Origin of the sequence: Pantoea sp. UBA5923, from assembly GCF_002431095.1 — a bacterium.
GTDB classification, from domain to species: Bacteria; Pseudomonadota; Gammaproteobacteria; order Enterobacterales; family Enterobacteriaceae; genus Pantoea; species Pantoea piersonii.
Map to the genome: position 1 here is coordinate 136873 of NZ_DJDN01000078.1, position 15996 is coordinate 152868.

Below are 15996 nucleotides of genomic sequence, written 5' to 3' on the forward strand. Positions count from 1 at the left end.
AAATAGATACGGCAAACTTACAGAGGTTGGAATGAACGATAATAAAATGACGCCGGTGGAGCTTCGCGCCACATGGGGTTTGGGCACAGTTTTTTCCCTGCGAATGCTGGGCATGTTTATGGTCCTGCCGGTATTAACTACCTACGGCATGGCCCTTCAGGGTGCAAGTGAAACGCTTATCGGCCTGGCGATCGGTATCTACGGTCTGGCGCAGGCGATCTTTCAGATTCCTTTCGGCCTGATGTCTGACCGCATCGGCCGTAAGCCGCTGATCGTCGGCGGTCTGCTGCTGTTTGTGTTGGGCAGCCTTATCGCGGCGACCACCACCTCTATCTGGGGCATTATTCTCGGCCGCGCCTTACAGGGTTCCGGCGCGATTGCCGCGGCCGTCATGGCGCTGCTGTCTGATTTGACCCGTGAACAGAACCGCACCAAGGCGATGGCCTTTATCGGCATTAGCTTTGGCGTCACCTTCGCCATTGCGATGGTGATCGGCCCGATTGTCACCCACGCGCTTGGGCTGCACGCGCTGTTCTGGATGATCGCTATCCTCGCCTCGCTGGGCATCGTGATCACCCTGCTGGTGGTGCCCAACGCGCCGGGGCATGTGCTGAACCGCGAATCGGGCATGGTGAAAGGCAGCTTCCGCAAGGTGCTCGGCAATTCGCGTCTCATCAAGCTCAACGTCGGCATTCTCTGCCTGCATATCTTGCTGATGTCCAGCTTCGTCGCCCTGCCCGGTCAGTTCGAGCAGGCTGGTCTGCCTGCCGCCGAGCACTGGAAAATTTACCTGGTGACGATGCTGATCGCCTTTGTCGGCGTGGTGCCCTTTATTATCTATGCGGAAGTGAAGCGCCGCATGAAGCGCGTATTTGTCGGCTGCGTAGGATTGATTGTTATCGCGGAGATCGTGCTGTGGGGCGCTGAAGGTCACTTCTGGACGCTGGTGATCGGCGTGCAGCTTTTCTTCTTTGCCTTTAACCTGATGGAAGCGATTCTGCCTTCGCTGGTCAGCAAAGAGTCACCGGCCGGCTACAAAGGCACCGCGATGGGGCTCTATTCCACCAGCCAGTTTATCGGCGTGGCGATCGGCGGCAGCCTCGGCGGCTGGGTATTTGGGCATTTCGATGCGCAGACCGTATTCCTGGTCGGCGCGATTGTCGCAGCGATCTGGCTGTTCGTCGCCATGACCATGCAGGAGCCGCCCTATGTCAGCAGCCTGCGTATTGTCCTGAGCGATAGCGCACTGGCGGTGCCGAATCTTGAACAGCGTCTGAAAGCGCAACCGGGCGTGTCGGCCGTACTGATCGTGCCGGAAGAGAAAAGCGCCTATATCAAAATTGACAGTAAGGTGACCAGCCGTCCCGAACTGGAAGCGCTGCTGGCAAGCAGCTGAGCGCCTTGAAAAACGCCTATACTAAAGAACCGGCCTGGCGCCGGTTCTTTGCTTTTTACGTCTGGTTCAGAGCGACATATCGACGACAATACGCCCCTCGATTTTTCCGGCACGCATACGTGCGAAAATATCGTTGATATTGCTCAGCGGCTCGACTGCGATAGTGGCTTTGACTTTATGCCTTCCAGCGAAATCGAGCGCCTCCTGTAGATCTTTCCGCGTGCCGACAATGGAGCCGCGTACGGTAATGCCGTCCAGCACCATATCGAAAATAGAGAGATCGAATTTACCCGGCGGCAAGCCGTTGAGCACCATTGTACCGCCGCGCCGCAGCGTCCCGATAGCCTGCTCGAACGCCTTAGGCGATACCGCGGTTACCAGCACGCCGTGGGCGCCGCCGAACGCGTTACGGAAAACCTGAGCCGGATCCTCGTTACGGGCGTTTACCACCACGCTGGCGCCAAGACGCTGCGCAAACGCCAGTTTTTCATCATCAATATCTACCGCCGCGACATTTAATCCCATCGCCACGGCATACTGCACCGCCATATGCCCCAGCCCGCCAATACCGGAAATCACCACCCACTGGCCAGGCCGGGTATCGGTCATTTTTAGCCCTTTGTAGACGGTAACGCCTGCGCAAAGGATAGGGGCGATTTCTGCATATCCGACATTATCCGGCAATATGCCGACGTAATTCGCATCGGCGAGGCAATATTCAGCAAAGCTGCCGTTAACCGAGTAGCCTGCATTTTTCTGGCTCAGACAAAGCGTTTCCCAGCTGTCGAGGCAGTGTTCGCAATGGCCGCACGCCGAATAGAGCCAGGGTATCCCGACGCGGTCGCCCAGCTTGAGATGCGTAACATCCGGCCCTTTCGCCACTACTTCCCCGACGCCTTCATGGCCTGGAATAAAGGGCAGCACAGGTTTCACCGGCCAGTCGCCTTCCGCCGCATGCAGATCGGTATGGCATACGCCGGTCGCGGCGATTTTGACCAGAACCTGGCCCGGCCCTACTTCCGGCACCGGCACCTGCTCAATAATTAACGGCTCGCCAAAGGCTTTCACTACCGCAGCTTTCATCGTTTTCATGATTTATCTCCAGTTAGTCAGGCTCATAAACCAATGTGCACGACTTTGTTATGCACAGCGTTGATATAAAGCAGGGTAAAATGGAAACAGGCCGTGTGACAATATTGAAAAGCGTAACGTGCGGACAGCAATGTAGCCGTGTCCGCACGCTATGAGAGGATTAATCGCGGAAGTTTTTAAACTGGAAAGGTTGACCGAGGTTGCCGCCGCGCACCAGCGCCATCGCGCCCTGCAGATCGTCACGCGACTTGCCAGTTACGCGCAGTGAATCGCCCTGAATCTGCGTCTGCACCTTCAGCTTGCTGTCTTTAATCAGCTTGACGATTTTTTTTGCGACTTCGGTCTCAATGCCTTTTTTCATTTTGGCATCGACGCTCCAGTTTTTGCCGCTGTGCTCGATCTCCTCAGGAATATCGAGCGCGGCGCCCTCGATGCCGCGCTTGAGCAGTTTCTCACGCAACATATCCACCAGCTGTTTCACCTGAAAATCGGACTCGCTGGTCACTTTGATGGTTTCATTCTTTTCGTTGAGCTCGAAACTGGCGCTCACGTTGCGAAAATCGAAGCGGGTTGTTAATTCACGGTTGGCGTTTTCGACCGCGTTGCGAACTTCCTGCATGTCGATTTCTGAAACGATATCGAAAGATGGCATCTCTTCTTCTCCTGACGCTAAAGTGACATGCATAATACGCGTCTTACCGCACTAAACAAAATCAGGCTGCGCACAACGCTATACTTATTATCGCTGTGTATTAAAGAATAAACGACAAACCCGGATACGGGAGGCAGTATGAAAATTACCGTGTTGGGTTGCGGGGCTATTGGCCAGGTCTGGCTTACGGCCCTTGCACGCCAGGGCCATGACGTTCAGGGATGGCTGCGCGTACCGCAGCCCTACTGCTCCGTCAACGTGATTGATTACCAGGGCAGGGTGAGCAATAACACCTTTATCGCCAACGATCCGCTGTTTCTGGCTGACAGCCAGCTGCTGCTGGTGACGCTAAAGGCGCCGCAGGTTTCGCCCGCGGTGCGTAACCTGCAGAGCGTGCTGTCAGAAGATTGTCCCATCCTGCTGCTGCACAACGGTATGGGTACGCTGGAGGAGCTGAAAGGCCTCAGCCAGCCGCTGCTGCGCGGCATCACTACGCATGCGGCGATGCGCGACGGCACCGTGATAAAACACGTCGCCAGCGGCATTACCCACATCGGCCCGGCTAACCGCAAAAGTGCGGCCTACAGCGACCTCGCCGATATTCTGCACGCGGCGCTGCCGGACGTCGCCTGGCATGACAATATCGGCGCCGCCTGCTGGCGCAAGCTGGCGGTAAACTGCGTTATCAATCCGCTCACCGTTGAGCACGACTGCCAGAACGGCGCGCTGCGCGCCTGGCCGGAGCAGATCGATATGCTCTGTCAGGAGCTGAGCTGGGTCATGGAGCGCGAAGGCCAGCATATCACCGCCGACAGCCTGCGAGACCTCGTTTACAACGTGATTGAAACCACAGCGGCTAACACCTCCTCGATGCTGCAGGATGTGCGGGCGCAGCGTCTGACTGAAATAGATTACATTACCGGGTTCCTGCTGCGCCGCGCGCGCGCGCAGGGCATCGCCGTACCGGAAAACACCCGCTTATATGAGCTTGTAAAACGCAAGGAGTCCCATTATGACCGCGAACACGCCAGTTCTGGTATGCCTCGCACATGGCAGTGAAGAGACCGAGGCGGTTACCACCATCGATTTGCTGGTGCGCGGCGGTCTGAAGGTCGTTACCGCCAGCGTAGAGAGCGACGGCGCGCGTGAAATCGTCTGCTCGCGCGGCGTACGCCTGCTGGCCGATGCGCCGCTGGTGGAGGTTGCCGACGACGACTACGCGGCGATTGTACTGCCGGGCGGTCTGAAAGGCGCGGAGACCTTCCGCGACAGCCCGCTGCTGGTGGAAACGGTGCGCCAGTTCCATCTTTCCGGCCGCATCGTTGCGGCGATCTGCGCGGCGGCCGGCACCGTGTTGGTGCCGCACGATCTCTTCCCGGTCGGCAATATGACCGGATTCCCGGGTTTAAAAGAGACGATTCCAGCGGAGAAATGGATGGAGAAACGCGTGGTGTGGGATCCACGCGTTAATCTGCTGACCAGCCAGGGGCCGGGTACGGCGATGGATTTCGCGTTAAAGCTGATCGATCTGCTGGCAGGAAAAGAGAAAGCGGCGGAAGTTGCGTCCCAGCTGGTGCTGGCGGCGGGTATCTACGATTACAGCGAATAACGATCTTCCGTCCGTCGACGGCTAAAACAGGTCGCCGACGGACAGCGTCTTTTACGGACGATAAACCTTCACGTTTTTAAAGCCCTGCTCATGCAGATAGAGCGCCTGCAGCTTGCTCATCACGCCGCGATCGCAGTAAAGCAGCCAGGTTTTGCTCTGGTCGAGATCGGCGAACTGGCTGCTGAGCTTGTAGAACGGCAGCGATTTCACCTCGGTGCCCTGTAGCGCCAGCGGTTTGTCTTCCTGCTCGTCGATGGCGCGGATATCAAGCACCACATCGTCGCTGCCGAACGAATCCACGGTTTCGACTTCTACCACTTCCTCTTCGGCCTGCTCAGCGATATCGCGAATATCGACGTTGCTCGCCTCTTCCACCACGCGCTGCAGGATGCTGAAGTCGAAATGCTGCTCTTCCGCTTCAATCTTCGCTTTCACCGCTTTTACCGTCGGGCTTTTAGAAATCACGCCGCAATATTCCGGCATGGTGCGGGCAAAATCTTCGGTGCCGATGTCGCGCGCCACCTTGATGATGTGCTCTTTATCGTGCGAGATCAGCGGACGCAGGATCAGGGTATCGGAGGCGTTATCGATCAGGCGCAGGTTGGTCAGCGTCTGGCTGGATACCTGGCCCAGCGCTTCGCCGGTCACCAGCGCCTGAACGCCATAGCGCTCTGCGACCATTGACGCGGCGCGCACCATCATGCGCTTCAGCACCACGCCCATCTGGCCGTCATCCACTTTTTCCAGAATCTCGCCGACTACCGGCTCGAAGTTAATCGCCACAAAGCGTACGCGATGCGAGCGGCCGAAGCGGTTCCAGATATAGTGCGCAACCTGACGTACGCCGATCTCATGCGCTGCCCCGCCGAGATTAAAGAAGCAGTAGTGTACGCGACAGCCGCGGCGCAGCAGCATATAGCTGGAGACGCCGGAGTCGAATCCGCCGGAGATCAGCGACAGCACATCTTCCTGCGTGCCGATCGGGAAGCCGCCCAGCCCCTCATAGCGTCCGGTGATCAGCAGCAGGCGATCGTTCTCGATTTCGAGATGTACGGTAACGTCCGGCTTGTTAAGCTGCACCTTCGCGCTGGCGATATGCTGATTCAGACCGCCGCCGACGTAGCGCTCTACGTCCTGCGAGCTAAACTCATGTTTACCGCGGCGCTTAACGCGCACGCAGAAAGTTTTGTTTTGCAGGCTGTCGCCATAAAGCGCCAGCGTCTGCTCAAAAATATCGTGCACGTCGGTATAGGCACGATCTTCAACCGACAGCACATGGTGAATGCCGGGAATGCGGGTGAGCTCATCCACAATCACGCCGCGCAGCCCTTCGTCTTTCGAACGGACTTCGATGTGATCCCAGTGACGCACCACGGCGATATCCTCGCCGACGGTTTTCAGCACGTTGCGAATATTGCTGGTGAGGATTTTAATAAAGCGCAATCGCACCGACTGACTTTTGATGGTGATTTCGGGAAATAACTTGATGATAAACTTCATGGCGACACGAATTCGTTGGGCAAATAAGTGCGAGCACGCGGCACTTAGCTGGTAAAATCACAAAAATTGCGGGCTAAAGGGCGCATCCGCATCCGAGGCGCGAGAGTATATCACCTTTGTCAGATGACTGCTTCTGCAACCGCAGTCACATTGATTATTTTGCTAATCAAACGCTCTCCGCTACCATGACCGATTACGAGATAAAGTCTTACACGTGAGTCGACACTGAATATGCCGAAAAAAGCCGAACCGCCCGCTAGTTTTGAAACCTCCCTACAGCAGCTGGAGCAGATCGTCAGCCGGCTGGAGAGCGGCGAGCTGCCGCTTGAAGAGGCGCTGAATGAGTTTGAGCGCGGCGTACAGCTGGCGCGCAACGGTCAGCAAACGCTGCAACAGGCCGAGCAGCGCGTACGCATTCTGCTCAGCGACGATAAAGAGGCCGATCTCAGCCCCTTCACACCGGAAAAAGAGTAATGGATTTTATTCACCTGCTGAGCGTTTATCCGGAACGCGCAAACGCTGCGCTGTCGCGCTTGTTAGAGCCGCTTCCCTTTCAGAGTTCTCCTCTGGTTAATGCCATGCGTTATGGGGCATTATTGGGCGGTAAACGCCTGCGTCCTTTTCTGGTCTACGCCACCGGCGAAATGTTTAACGCGGACCCGACGAGCCTCGATGCGCCTGCCGCCGCCGTGGAATGCATTCACGCCTACTCCCTGATCCATGACGACCTGCCAGCGATGGATGACGACGCGTTACGCCGCGGTCAGCCGACCTGCCATATTAAGTATGGCGAAGATACGGCGATACTCGCAGGCGATGCGCTGCAAACCCTGGCGTTCTCTATTCTGGCCGAAGAGCCGATGCCGGGCGTCAGCGACGCAAACCGCATCGCAATGATCGCCGAACTGGCGCGCGCCAGCGGCGTAGCGGGCATGTGCGGCGGCCAGGCGCTCGATTTAGCGGCGGAAGGCCAGCGCGTCGGGCTGGCGCAGCTGGAGCAGATCCATCGCCATAAAACCGGCGCGCTGATCCGTGCCGCCGTACGTCTTGGCGCGCTTGCGGCAGGCGAACGCGGACGCAACGCGCTGCCCGCGCTGGATCGCTACGCTGACGCTATTGGTCTCGCGTTTCAGGTGCAGGACGATATTCTTGATGTGGTAGGCGACAGCGCGGTTACCGGTAAAAAACAGGGTGCCGATCAGGATCTGGATAAAAGCACCTACCCGTCGCTGCTGGGGCTTGATAACGCCCGAGCGAAAGCCAGGGAGCTTCACCAGCAAGCGCTGAGCGCGCTGGATATTCTTGCGGCGCAATCGTTAGACACCACAGCATTGCAGGCGCTGGCAAGCTTCATAATTGAACGCGACAAATAACTTCCATAATGAGTCTCTGATGAGTTTTGATATTGCAAAATACCCGACACTGGCGCAGGCAAGCACCGTTGAGGAGCTGCGTTCTCTCCCGAAAGAGACGCTTCCGGCGCTGTGCGATGAACTCCGTCAATACCTGCTGGACAGCGTGAGCCGCTCAAGCGGCCATTTCGCTTCGGGTCTGGGCGTCGTCGAGCTGACCGTCGCGCTGCATTACGTCTATAACACCCCGTTCGATCATCTGGTGTGGGACGTCGGACATCAGGCCTACCCGCATAAAATTCTGACCGGCCGCCGCGATCGCATCGGTACCATTCGCCAGAAAAACGGCCTGCACCCTTTCCCGTGGCGCGGCGAGAGCGAATATGACGTGCTGAGCGTCGGCCACTCTTCGACTTCGATCAGCGCCGGGCTGGGCATGGCGGCGGCGGCGGAGCGCGAAGGCCTGGGCCGCCGCACCGCCTGTATCATCGGCGACGGCGCTATCACCGCCGGTATGGCGTTTGAGGCAATGAACCACGCGGGCGATATTAAGCCCGATATGCTGGTGATCCTTAACGACAACGAGATGTCGATCTCCGAGAATGTCGGCGCGCTGAACAACCGTCTGGCGCAGATCCTCTCTGGCAAAACTTACTCGCGCCTGCGCGAAGGCGGCAAACGTGTGCTGGGCGGACTGCCGCCGATCAAAGAGCTGGTGAAGCGCACCGAAGAGCACCTGAAAGGCATGGTGGTGCCAGGCACGCTGTTTGAAGAGCTGGGCTTTAACTATATCGGCCCGGTCGACGGTCACGACGTCCTGACGCTGGTCACCACGCTGAAGAACATGCGCAGCCTGAAAGGGCCGCAGTTCCTGCATATTATGACCAAAAAGGGCAAAGGCTACGCGCCGGCAGAAGAAGACCCGATCGCCTGGCACGCAGTGCCGAAGTTCGATCCCGCCAGCGGTGCGCTGCCTAAAAGCGCCGAAGGGCTGCCGAGCTATTCCAAAATTTTCGGCAACTGGCTGTGCGAAATGGCGCAGGACGATCCGAAGCTGATGGCGGTTACGCCCGCGATGCGTGAAGGCTCCGGCATGGTGGAGTTTTCACGACGCTATCCTTCCCAGTATTTCGACGTGGCGATTGCTGAACAGCACGCGGTCACCTTCGCCGCTGGTATGGCGATTGGCGGCTATAAGCCGATTGTGGCGATCTACTCGACTTTCCTGCAGCGCGCCTACGACCAGGTGATCCACGACGTGGCGATCCAGAAGCTGCCGGTGCTGTTCGCTATCGATCGCGGCGGCATCGTCGGCGCCGACGGCCAGACTCACCAGGGCGCATTCGACCTCGCGTTCCTGCGTTGCGTGCCGGAGATGGTGATTATGACGCCGAGCGACGAGAACGAATGTCGTCAGATGCTCTATACCGGCTATCACTATCAGGACGGCCCGAGCGCGGTACGCTATCCGCGCGGCAATGCGGTCGGCGTCGAGCTGACGCCGCTGCAGAGCCTGCCGCTCGGCAAAGGCGTGGTGAAGCGCAAGGGTGAGAAACTGGCGATCCTCAACTTCGGCACGCTGCTGCCTGCGGCGGCGGAAGCGGCGGACGCGCTCAACGCCACGCTGGTGGATATGCGCTTCGTTAAGCCGCTGGATGAGGCGCTGATCGCCGAACTGGCGCAGAGCCATGAGTCGCTGGTCACGCTGGAAGAAGGCGCGATCAAAGGCGGCGCGGGCAGCGGCGTCAATGAAACCGTGATGGCGAAGCGTCTGCGCGTGTCGGTGCTCAACCTGGGTCTGCCGGACGAATTTATCCCGCAGGGCACTCAGGATGAAGTGCGTCGCGATTACCAGCTGGACGCGCAAGGCATTCAGCAGCAAATTCGCGACTGGCTCGTTCAGTAAAAACCCCTGCCCTCCTCTCCTGCTATGCTTAGCTGATTGTTTAATGCATAGCAGGAGTCTTCATGAAAACCACGCAGTTAGGCAACACCGACCTTCAGGTTTCCCGTCTCTGCCTCGGCTGTATGACGTTTGGCGAACCGGATCGCGGTCGTCACGCCTGGACGCTGCCGGAAGAGAGCAGCCGCCCGCTGATCCGTCAGGCGCTGGAAGCGGGCATCAACTTTTTCGATACCGCGAACAGCTATTCCGACGGCAGCAGTGAAGAGATTGTCGGCCGCGCCCTGAAAGAGTTTGCGCGGCGCGAGGATGTTGTGGTTGCCACCAAGGTTTACTTCCCGCTCAGCAACCTGTCGCAGGGTCTGTCGCGTAAAAATATTATGCAGTCGATCGACGACAGCCTGCAGCGTCTGGATATGGAGTATGTCGACCTGCTGCAAATTCACCGCTGGGATTATGAGACGCCGCTGGAAGAGACGCTGGAAGCGCTGAGCGACGTGGTAAAAGCGGGTAAAGCGCGTTATATCGGCGCCTCTTCCATGTACGCCTGGCAGTTCGCTAAAGCGGTATACACGCAGCGCCAGCATGGCTGGGCGCAGTTCGTCAGCATGCAGGATCAGTACAACCTGATTCAGCGTGAAGAGGAGCGTGAGATGCATCCCCTTTGTCTGGCGGAGAATATCGCCGTGTTGCCCTGGAGCCCGCTGGCGCGCGGCAGGCTGACGCGTCCCTGGGGCGAAACCACGGCGCGTTCAGCATCAGATGAGTTCGGCAAAACCCTCTACAGCGCCACGGAAGAGAACGATGCGGTTATCGCACAGCGCGTAGAGGCGATTGCCGCGCAGAAAGGCGTTAGCCGCGCGCAGGTCGCGCTCGCCTGGCTGTTGCATAAGCCCGCCGTTACCGCGCCGATTATCGGGGCGTCACGCACCGAGCAGTTAGCGGATCTTGTGAAAGCAGTTGAGGTCACGCTGAGCGCGGAAGAGATTGCCGAGCTGGAGTCGGTCTATCAGCCTCACCCGGTGGTAGGATTCGAATAAGGTTCTTTTCAGGCCGCACGACACTGGCGGAAGCGGGTGGCGTGGGCAGAAGAGCAAAGCGTCCCGCGCCAGGGATGGCGCGGGCCGAGCGAGCATGGATGCCTTGAGCGACTTTGCGATCGGCCCATGCCACCCGCATGGGCACGTTATATCAGCCTGTCAGAATCCCAGCCAGCGCCCCGCCCCATAGAGCAGCGCCGCTGAGATCACGCCGGCGATAATATCATCCACCATAATCCCCATGCCGCCGTGAACGTTGCGGTCGAACCAGCGGATCGGCCAGGGCTTCCACATATCGAAAATGCGGAATATGACAAAACCGGCCAGCACCCACTGCCAGGTATGCGCCGGAATCGCCATCAGCGTAATCCACATGCCGATAAACTCATCCCAGACAATGCTGCCGTGATCGTGCACGCCCATATCTTTGGCAGTGCGGTGACAAAGATATACGCCAAGACTGATCCCCAGCAGCACGATCAGCGAGTAGAGATCCTGCGGCAGCCGCGCCATCAGCCACCAGAAAGGGATCGCCGCCAGCGATCCCATCGTGCCTGGCACAAAAGGGCTTAATCCGCTGCCAAAACCGGTAGCGAGCAGATGCCAGGGATTGCGCATGCGCAGGCGGCTTTTCGCCACATCCTTATTTAGCGTCAAAATGATCAAATCCCTTATGACTGAAGGTAACCTGTTTGCCATCCTCCAGCAGCGTCAGCCCTTCTGCTTCCGGCATCAGCTGCCCGATACAGGTAAAGGGCACGCCAAGATGGCCCAGCGCGACGTCGAGCGCGCCGCGGTTTATCTCCGGTACGGTAAAGCAAAGCTCATAATCCTCGCCGCCGCTCAGCGCCCAGCGCTGCACCTGCTCAGGCTCGAAGTGGTCGCGCAGCGCAGATGACAGCGGCAGCGCGTCAAGATTAAGCCGCGCGCCGCAGCCGCTCGCCTTGAGAATATGGCCGAGGTCGGAAATCAGCCCGTCGGAAATATCGATTGCCGCCGAGGCGAGCGAGCGCAGCGCCTGTCCCTGCAGGATGCGCGGCATCGGCCGCAGGTGGCGCTTAATCAGCACTTCATGCACCGCCGGATCGTCAATGCGGCGATGATGCTGCAGCAGCGCCAGACCCGCCGCGCTGTCGCCCAGCGTGCCGGTCACGTAAATCCAGTCGCCCGGCTTCGCACCTGAACGTTTCAGCGCGCGCCCCTGCGGCACCAGGCCGTGAATGCCAAGCGTCAGGCTCAGCGGACCGCGCGTGGTATCGCCGCCCACCAGCTGCATATCGTAATACTCCAGCAGCTCGAACAGGCTTTCGCTGAAGGCTTTCAGCCAGGCCTCGTTGACCTCCGGCAGCGTCAGCGCCAGGGTCAGCCACGCCGGATCGGCGCCCATTGCCGCCAGATCGCTGAGATTAACCGCCAGCGCTTTATAGCCGAGATCGGCAGGATGGATATCGCGTAAAAAGTGGACGCCCGCCACCAGCGTATCGGTGCTGATCGCCAGCGTCTGTTTCTCCGGCACGCTCATCAGCGCGCAGTCGTCGCCGATGCCGGTTTCGACATCCCGGCGGCTGCGGGTTCTGCGATTGAAATAGCGTGCAATGAGTTCGAATTCGCCACAGGACATGATTGCGTTCCGCTTACTGATGAAAAAAGGCCAGCAAGCTGGCCTTTTCTTTATTTGCGATTGGGTCTGATTTGTGGAGCGGCTTTATCCAGCACGCCGTTGACGAACTTATGGCTGTCTTCAGCGCCAAACACTTTCGCCAGCTCGATACCTTCGTTGATGGCCACTTTATAGGGCACATCATCGCGCTTGCTCAGTTCATACAGCGAAATACGCAGGATTGCTTTTTCTACCTGGCCCAGCTCTTCCAGCTGGCGCGACAGGTAAGGTTTCATCAGCCCATCCAGATACGCGCTGTTGGTCGCCACACCGGACAGCAGTTCGCGGAAATAGGTAATGTCGACGTCTTTGACGTCTTGTTCCGCCAGAAACTGGTATTCCACATCGGCAATGTCGTTTTTAGACAACTGCCAGGAGTAGAGCGCCTGGACAGCGCACTCGCGGGCGCGGCGACGAGCAGCAGGTTTCACAAAATTCCCCTTACAAAAATCAGGCTTTGATGGCTTTCAATACGTTAATCATTTCGAGTGCGGTCAGGGCCGCTTCGGCGCCTTTGTTACCCGCTTTGGTACCGGCACGCTCAATAGCCTGCTCGATATTTTCCGTGGTCAGCACGCCGAACGTTACCGGGATTTCGCTGGTCATCGCGACATTAGCGATGCCGGAGCTGGCTTCGCCGGCGACATATTCAAAGTGAGCGGTGCCGCCGCGAATAACGGTGCCCAGCGCCACAATGGCGTCGTGCTTGCCGCTGTTCGCCAGCGCGCGGGCTGCCAGCGGCAGTTCGTACGCGCCTGGAACCCAGACGACGGTGATGTTTTCATCTTTCACCTGACCGATACGCTTCAGGGCATCGATCGCGCCGTCCAGCAGGCTGTCGTTGATGAAGTTGTTAAAACGCGCGATGACGATGGCAACATTGGCCTCAGGCGTGGCAACAGCAGCTTCGATAACTTTCATACTTATCCTTTCAGGGTTTTGTTATGGCCCCGCAGGGGGGCGGATTCTATCACACTCTTTGGCGGCGTGCTCTCGCTTTTCCGCCGCCGTCAGCGCGGCGTCAGCGTCAGGCGGAGATCGGGGCCGACCTGGCGCACGTCGCAGAATGAAAAGGCTGGCGCATCAGCCAGATGCTGCAGGCCAGGCAGCTGGCACAGGCCGCGCGCGGCGTCGCCGAGCAGCGTTGGTGCCAGATAGACAATCAGCTCATCCACCACGCCCGCCTGCAGCAGCGCGCCAGCCAGCGACGCGCCCGCTTCGACCCACAGGCTGTTCACCTGTCGTTTGCCGAGCAGCATCATCAGCGCCACCAGATCGAGCTGCTCGCCGCGCCGCGGCACAGCAATCTGCGTCACGCTCTCCGGCCAGGGCTGCTCATCAGGCGCGGCGCGCATCAGCCAGGTTTCGCCCGGCTGCGTAATCAGTTTATGCTGCGGCGTGACCCGGTTGCGGCTGTCCACCACCACGCGCAGCGGCTGGCGCAGCGCAGCTTCGTCCAGCAGCGAACGCGACTCTTCATCCAGCTCTGGCCAGCGCACCGTCAGCGAAGGATTGTCCGCCAGTACGGTGGCGCTGCTGCTGAGAATAGCGGAGCTTTGCGCGCGCAGACGCTGCACGTCTCGACGGGCGGCGGCCGAGGTAATCCACTGGCTTTCGCCGCTCGCCATGGCGGTACGGCCATCCAGCGAGGCGCCGAGCTTGAGCTGAACAAAAGGAAAACCGGTACGCATACGCTTCAGGAAGCCGCGATTCAGCGCCTCCGCTTCCGCCATCATCAGGCCGTGGCTCACCGCGATGCCCGCCTGCTGCAGGCGATAGAGGCCGCGCCCGGCGACCTGCGGATTGGGATCCTGCATCGCCGCGACCACGCGACTGACGCCGGCGGCGATCAAGGCGTCGCAGCAGGGCGGCGTGCGGCCGTGATGGCTGCAAGGCTCGAGCGTAACGTAAGCGGTCGCGCCACGCGCCCTGTCGCCCGCCATACGCAGCGCGTGCACTTCGGCGTGCGGCTCACCGGCGCGCTGATGCCATCCTTCGCCGACTATCTCGCCGTCGCGCACGATAACGCAGCCCACGTTGGGATTAGGCGTCGTCGTGAAACGTCCGCGCCGCGCCAGCTCCAGCGCGCGCGCCATATAGCGTTCATCAGTCATGGTTAATCCTGTAACTTCGCGATCTCCGCGCCGAAATCGCGAATATCTTCAAAGCTGCGGTAGACCGAGGCGAAACGGATATAGGCGACCTTATCCAGCTTTTTCAGCTCGTCCATCACCAGATTGCCGATCAGCTTGCTGGGAATTTCCCGCTCGCCGGTGGCGCGCAGCTGGGTTTTGATATGGTTTACCGCGCTTTCGACCGCATCGGCGCTCACCGGACGCTTCTCCAGCGCCTTCATCATGCCGCTGCTGAGCTTGTCTTCGTTAAAGGGTTCGCGCACGTCATTGCTTTTCACTACCCGCGGCATCACCAGCTCCGCCACTTCGAAGGTGGTGAAACGCTCATGGCACACCAGACACTGCCGGCGACGCCGCACAGACGATCCTTCGCTGACCAGACGGGAATCAATGACTTTCGTGTCCACAGCAGAGCAAAATGGGCAGTGCATGACGGTTCCTGACGCTAAATAAATGGGCCACACAGTGTAGCGCGAATGGCAAGTCAACAAAATGTATAAGCGTGCCTTTCCACTTTTGCCTTTCGGCAGGAGACGTAGCGAGAAAATGTCTATGCTTAATGATGTCGTCAGAAAGGCGGCTTACACCACGACAATCTGGAGGATATATGGGTTTGTTTAACTTTGTGAAAGAGGCAGGCGAAAAACTGTGGGACGCAGTGTCCAGCCATGATGACGCCAGCAAAAAGCTGAAGGAGCACATCGACAAGCTGGGCTTACCGGACAGCGACAAAGTGAACGTGGCGGTAAACGGCGACACCGTAACGGTGAGCGGCGACGGCATTTCTCAAGAGCTGAAAGAGAAAATTTTGGTGGCGGCCGGTAACGTTGCAGGCATCACCAAAGTCGACGACCAGGTTAAAACAACCGACAACGCGCCGGAAGCGGAGCTCTACACCGTGAAAAAAGGCGACACGCTGAGCGCGATCTCAAAGACCGTTTATGGCAACGCCAACGAATACAACAAAATTTTCGAAGCCAATAAACCGATGCTGACGCATCCTGATAAAATCTATCCAGGCCAGGTATTACGTATTCCTAAATAACGGAAAAGGAACGCTTTATGATCAGGACGGTTTGGGCGCCGCTGGCGTGTACGATAGCGCTGTTAAGCGGCTGTAGCTCGACGCCTACCAGCCCAAAAGTGAATCAGCTGCATCAGGAAGTGAGCCAGCTGAATCAGCAGATGCGCCACCTGACCAGTCAGGCGAGCGCTATCGAAATCCAGGGGCAGCTTAACAGCAACTCGACGCAGGGTGCCTGGCTGGTGCCGCAGGCTAACACGCCGGTGGAGCTGCAAACCCAGCTCGGCAAGCTGCGCCTCTCGCTGACGCGCCTTGCCGCGGAAGCCAACGGCTCACGCGCCAACCTCACCATTAGCGCGGCAGAGAGTCAGGCCGTTCCGGCGCTGCACGCGCGCGTGGTGTGGGGCGAGCGAGACCCAGCGACGGGTAAACCGCTGGAGGCGAGCAGCCTGAGCCAGACTATCGATGTGCCCTCCACGCTGCTGCCGCGCGCCTCGGTAACGGTGCCGCTGCGTCTGAGCGGCTTCGCGCCGGATCAGCTCGGCTTTGTGCGCGTGCATGACGTGGTTGGCGACGCCCCTGCCGTTCCTGCCGCGCAGTAAAGAGAAGCGGACGAAGAGGGGAAAACAAAGC

The 15996-nt window shown here is 58.8% G+C and carries 18 protein-coding genes; 9 read left to right on the top strand and 9 right to left on the bottom strand.

Annotated elements, in window-relative coordinates:
* Positions 1-31: 31 nt before the first annotated feature.
* Positions 32-1396, top strand: a complete 1365-nt coding sequence (locus B3797_RS17980) for an MFS transporter (RefSeq protein ID WP_311791792.1) — start codon at positions 32-34, stop codon at positions 1394-1396.
* A gap of 66 nt (positions 1397-1462) precedes the next feature.
* Here the strand turns inward: B3797_RS17980 and adhP are convergent, their stop codons facing one another.
* Positions 1463-2488 carry an alcohol dehydrogenase AdhP gene (gene adhP / locus B3797_RS17985; RefSeq protein ID WP_311791793.1) on the bottom strand — a complete coding sequence of 342 codons (1026 nt, stop codon included), beginning with the start codon at positions 2486-2488 and terminating at the stop codon, positions 1463-1465.
* A 160-nt stretch (positions 2489-2648) separates the two neighbouring features.
* On the bottom strand, positions 2649-3140 hold the full coding sequence (locus tag B3797_RS17990) for a YajQ family cyclic di-GMP-binding protein (protein WP_120451277.1): 492 nt from the start codon (positions 3138-3140) through the stop codon (positions 2649-2651).
* Positions 3141-3278: 138 nt separating this feature from the next.
* On the opposite strand from B3797_RS17990, the gene panE reads away from it, so the two are divergent.
* Together panE and yajL are read left to right on the top strand one after the other, a co-directional pair.
* Entirely contained in the window at positions 3279-4199 is a 921-nt protein-coding gene (gene panE / locus B3797_RS17995) for a 2-dehydropantoate 2-reductase (protein ID WP_311791794.1), read from the top strand.
* The gene (gene yajL, locus B3797_RS18000) at positions 4153-4749 is read left to right on the top strand and encodes a protein deglycase YajL (RefSeq protein WP_126689259.1); all 597 of its coding nucleotides are present in this window, start codon (positions 4153-4155) and stop codon (positions 4747-4749) included. Before panE ends, yajL begins: the two co-directional genes overlap by 47 nt.
* A gap of 51 nt (positions 4750-4800) precedes the next feature.
* On the opposite strand, the gene thiI is transcribed toward yajL, so the two are convergent.
* Positions 4801-6249, bottom strand: coding sequence for a tRNA uracil 4-sulfurtransferase ThiI (gene thiI / locus B3797_RS18005; RefSeq protein ID WP_311782098.1), 1449 nt, complete (start codon positions 6247-6249; stop codon positions 4801-4803).
* A 231-nt stretch (positions 6250-6480) separates the two neighbouring features.
* On the opposite strand from thiI, the gene xseB reads away from it, so the two are divergent.
* The 4 genes from xseB (at position 6481) to B3797_RS18025 (ending at position 10544) form a co-directional block, all read left to right on the top strand.
* On the top strand, positions 6481-6723 hold the full coding sequence (xseB, locus tag B3797_RS18010; protein ID WP_311782099.1) for an exodeoxyribonuclease VII small subunit: 243 nt from the start codon (positions 6481-6483) through the stop codon (positions 6721-6723).
* On the top strand, positions 6723-7622 hold the full coding sequence (ispA, locus tag B3797_RS18015) for a (2E,6E)-farnesyl diphosphate synthase (protein WP_311791795.1): 900 nt from the start codon (positions 6723-6725) through the stop codon (positions 7620-7622). Before xseB ends, ispA begins: the two co-directional genes overlap by 1 nt.
* Positions 7623-7641: 19 nt before the next feature.
* On the top strand, positions 7642-9507 hold the full coding sequence (dxs, locus tag B3797_RS18020) for a 1-deoxy-D-xylulose-5-phosphate synthase (protein ID WP_311782101.1): 1866 nt from the start codon (positions 7642-7644) through the stop codon (positions 9505-9507).
* A gap of 62 nt (positions 9508-9569) precedes the next feature.
* Positions 9570-10544, top strand: coding sequence for an aldo/keto reductase (locus B3797_RS18025; RefSeq protein WP_311791796.1), 975 nt, complete (start codon positions 9570-9572; stop codon positions 10542-10544).
* Between the two features lie 159 nt (positions 10545-10703).
* Here the strand turns inward: B3797_RS18025 and pgpA are convergent, their stop codons facing one another.
* The 6 genes from pgpA to nrdR form a co-directional block, all read right to left on the bottom strand.
* Positions 10704-11243: a phosphatidylglycerophosphatase A gene (pgpA, locus tag B3797_RS18030; RefSeq protein WP_311791797.1), complete on the bottom strand. Its 540-nt coding sequence runs from the start codon at positions 11241-11243 to the stop codon at positions 10704-10706.
* Positions 11188-12165 carry a thiamine-phosphate kinase gene (thiL, locus tag B3797_RS18035; RefSeq protein WP_311791798.1) on the bottom strand — a complete coding sequence of 326 codons (978 nt, stop codon included), beginning with the start codon at positions 12163-12165 and terminating at the stop codon, positions 11188-11190. The genes pgpA and thiL overlap by 56 nt, the downstream gene beginning before the upstream one ends.
* A gap of 50 nt (positions 12166-12215) precedes the next feature.
* Positions 12216-12635 (bottom strand): transcription antitermination factor NusB, encoded by a 420-nt coding sequence (gene nusB, locus B3797_RS18040; protein WP_120451267.1) that lies wholly within the window; start codon positions 12633-12635, stop codon positions 12216-12218.
* Between the two features lie 19 nt (positions 12636-12654).
* Positions 12655-13125, bottom strand: coding sequence for a 6,7-dimethyl-8-ribityllumazine synthase (ribE, locus tag B3797_RS18045; protein WP_103795113.1), 471 nt, complete (start codon positions 13123-13125; stop codon positions 12655-12657).
* An 89-nt stretch (positions 13126-13214) separates the two neighbouring features.
* The gene (gene ribD, locus B3797_RS18050) at positions 13215-14318 is read right to left on the bottom strand and encodes a bifunctional diaminohydroxyphosphoribosylaminopyrimidine deaminase/5-amino-6-(5-phosphoribosylamino)uracil reductase RibD (RefSeq protein ID WP_311791799.1); all 1104 of its coding nucleotides are present in this window, start codon (positions 14316-14318) and stop codon (positions 13215-13217) included.
* Positions 14319-14320: 2 nt separating this feature from the next.
* Positions 14321-14770 carry a transcriptional regulator NrdR gene (gene nrdR, locus B3797_RS18055; protein WP_120451265.1) on the bottom strand — a complete coding sequence of 150 codons (450 nt, stop codon included), beginning with the start codon at positions 14768-14770 and terminating at the stop codon, positions 14321-14323.
* Positions 14771-14946: 176 nt separating this feature from the next.
* On the opposite strand from nrdR, the gene lysM reads away from it, so the two are divergent.
* On the top strand, positions 14947-15384 hold the full coding sequence (gene lysM, locus B3797_RS18060; protein ID WP_311782105.1) for a peptidoglycan-binding protein LysM: 438 nt from the start codon (positions 14947-14949) through the stop codon (positions 15382-15384).
* A 17-nt stretch (positions 15385-15401) separates the two neighbouring features.
* The gene (locus B3797_RS18065; RefSeq protein ID WP_311791800.1) at positions 15402-15965 is read left to right on the top strand and encodes a DUF3251 domain-containing protein; all 564 of its coding nucleotides are present in this window, start codon (positions 15402-15404) and stop codon (positions 15963-15965) included.
* Positions 15966-15996 lie beyond the last annotated feature (31 nt).

Coding starts and splice junctions, on each gene's coding strand:
- ispA (WP_311791795.1), top strand. CDS start 6,723: ATGGATTTTATTCACCTGCTGAGCGTTTATCCGGAACGCGCAAACGCT.
- thiL (WP_311791798.1), bottom strand. CDS start 12,165: ATGTCCTGTGGCGAATTCGAACTCATTGCACGCTATTTCAATCGCAGA.
- lysM (WP_311782105.1), top strand. CDS start 14,947: ATGGGTTTGTTTAACTTTGTGAAAGAGGCAGGCGAAAAACTGTGGGAC.
- thiI (WP_311782098.1), bottom strand. CDS start 6,249: ATGAAGTTTATCATCAAGTTATTTCCCGAAATCACCATCAAAAGTCAG.
- B3797_RS17980 (WP_311791792.1), top strand. CDS start 32: ATGAACGATAATAAAATGACGCCGGTGGAGCTTCGCGCCACATGGGGT.
- ribE (WP_103795113.1), bottom strand. CDS start 13,125: ATGAAAGTTATCGAAGCTGCTGTTGCCACGCCTGAGGCCAATGTTGCC.
- ribD (WP_311791799.1), bottom strand. CDS start 14,318: ATGACTGATGAACGCTATATGGCGCGCGCGCTGGAGCTGGCGCGGCGC.
- dxs (WP_311782101.1), top strand. CDS start 7,642: ATGAGTTTTGATATTGCAAAATACCCGACACTGGCGCAGGCAAGCACC.
- adhP (WP_311791793.1), bottom strand. CDS start 2,488: ATGAAAACGATGAAAGCTGCGGTAGTGAAAGCCTTTGGCGAGCCGTTA.
- B3797_RS17990 (WP_120451277.1), bottom strand. CDS start 3,140: ATGCCATCTTTCGATATCGTTTCAGAAATCGACATGCAGGAAGTTCGC.
- panE (WP_311791794.1), top strand. CDS start 3,279: ATGAAAATTACCGTGTTGGGTTGCGGGGCTATTGGCCAGGTCTGGCTT.
- pgpA (WP_311791797.1), bottom strand. CDS start 11,243: ATGGCAAACAGGTTACCTTCAGTCATAAGGGATTTGATCATTTTGACG.
- nrdR (WP_120451265.1), bottom strand. CDS start 14,770: ATGCACTGCCCATTTTGCTCTGCTGTGGACACGAAAGTCATTGATTCC.
- xseB (WP_311782099.1), top strand. CDS start 6,481: ATGCCGAAAAAAGCCGAACCGCCCGCTAGTTTTGAAACCTCCCTACAG.
- B3797_RS18025 (WP_311791796.1), top strand. CDS start 9,570: ATGAAAACCACGCAGTTAGGCAACACCGACCTTCAGGTTTCCCGTCTC.
- B3797_RS18065 (WP_311791800.1), top strand. CDS start 15,402: ATGATCAGGACGGTTTGGGCGCCGCTGGCGTGTACGATAGCGCTGTTA.
- yajL (WP_126689259.1), top strand. CDS start 4,153: ATGACCGCGAACACGCCAGTTCTGGTATGCCTCGCACATGGCAGTGAA.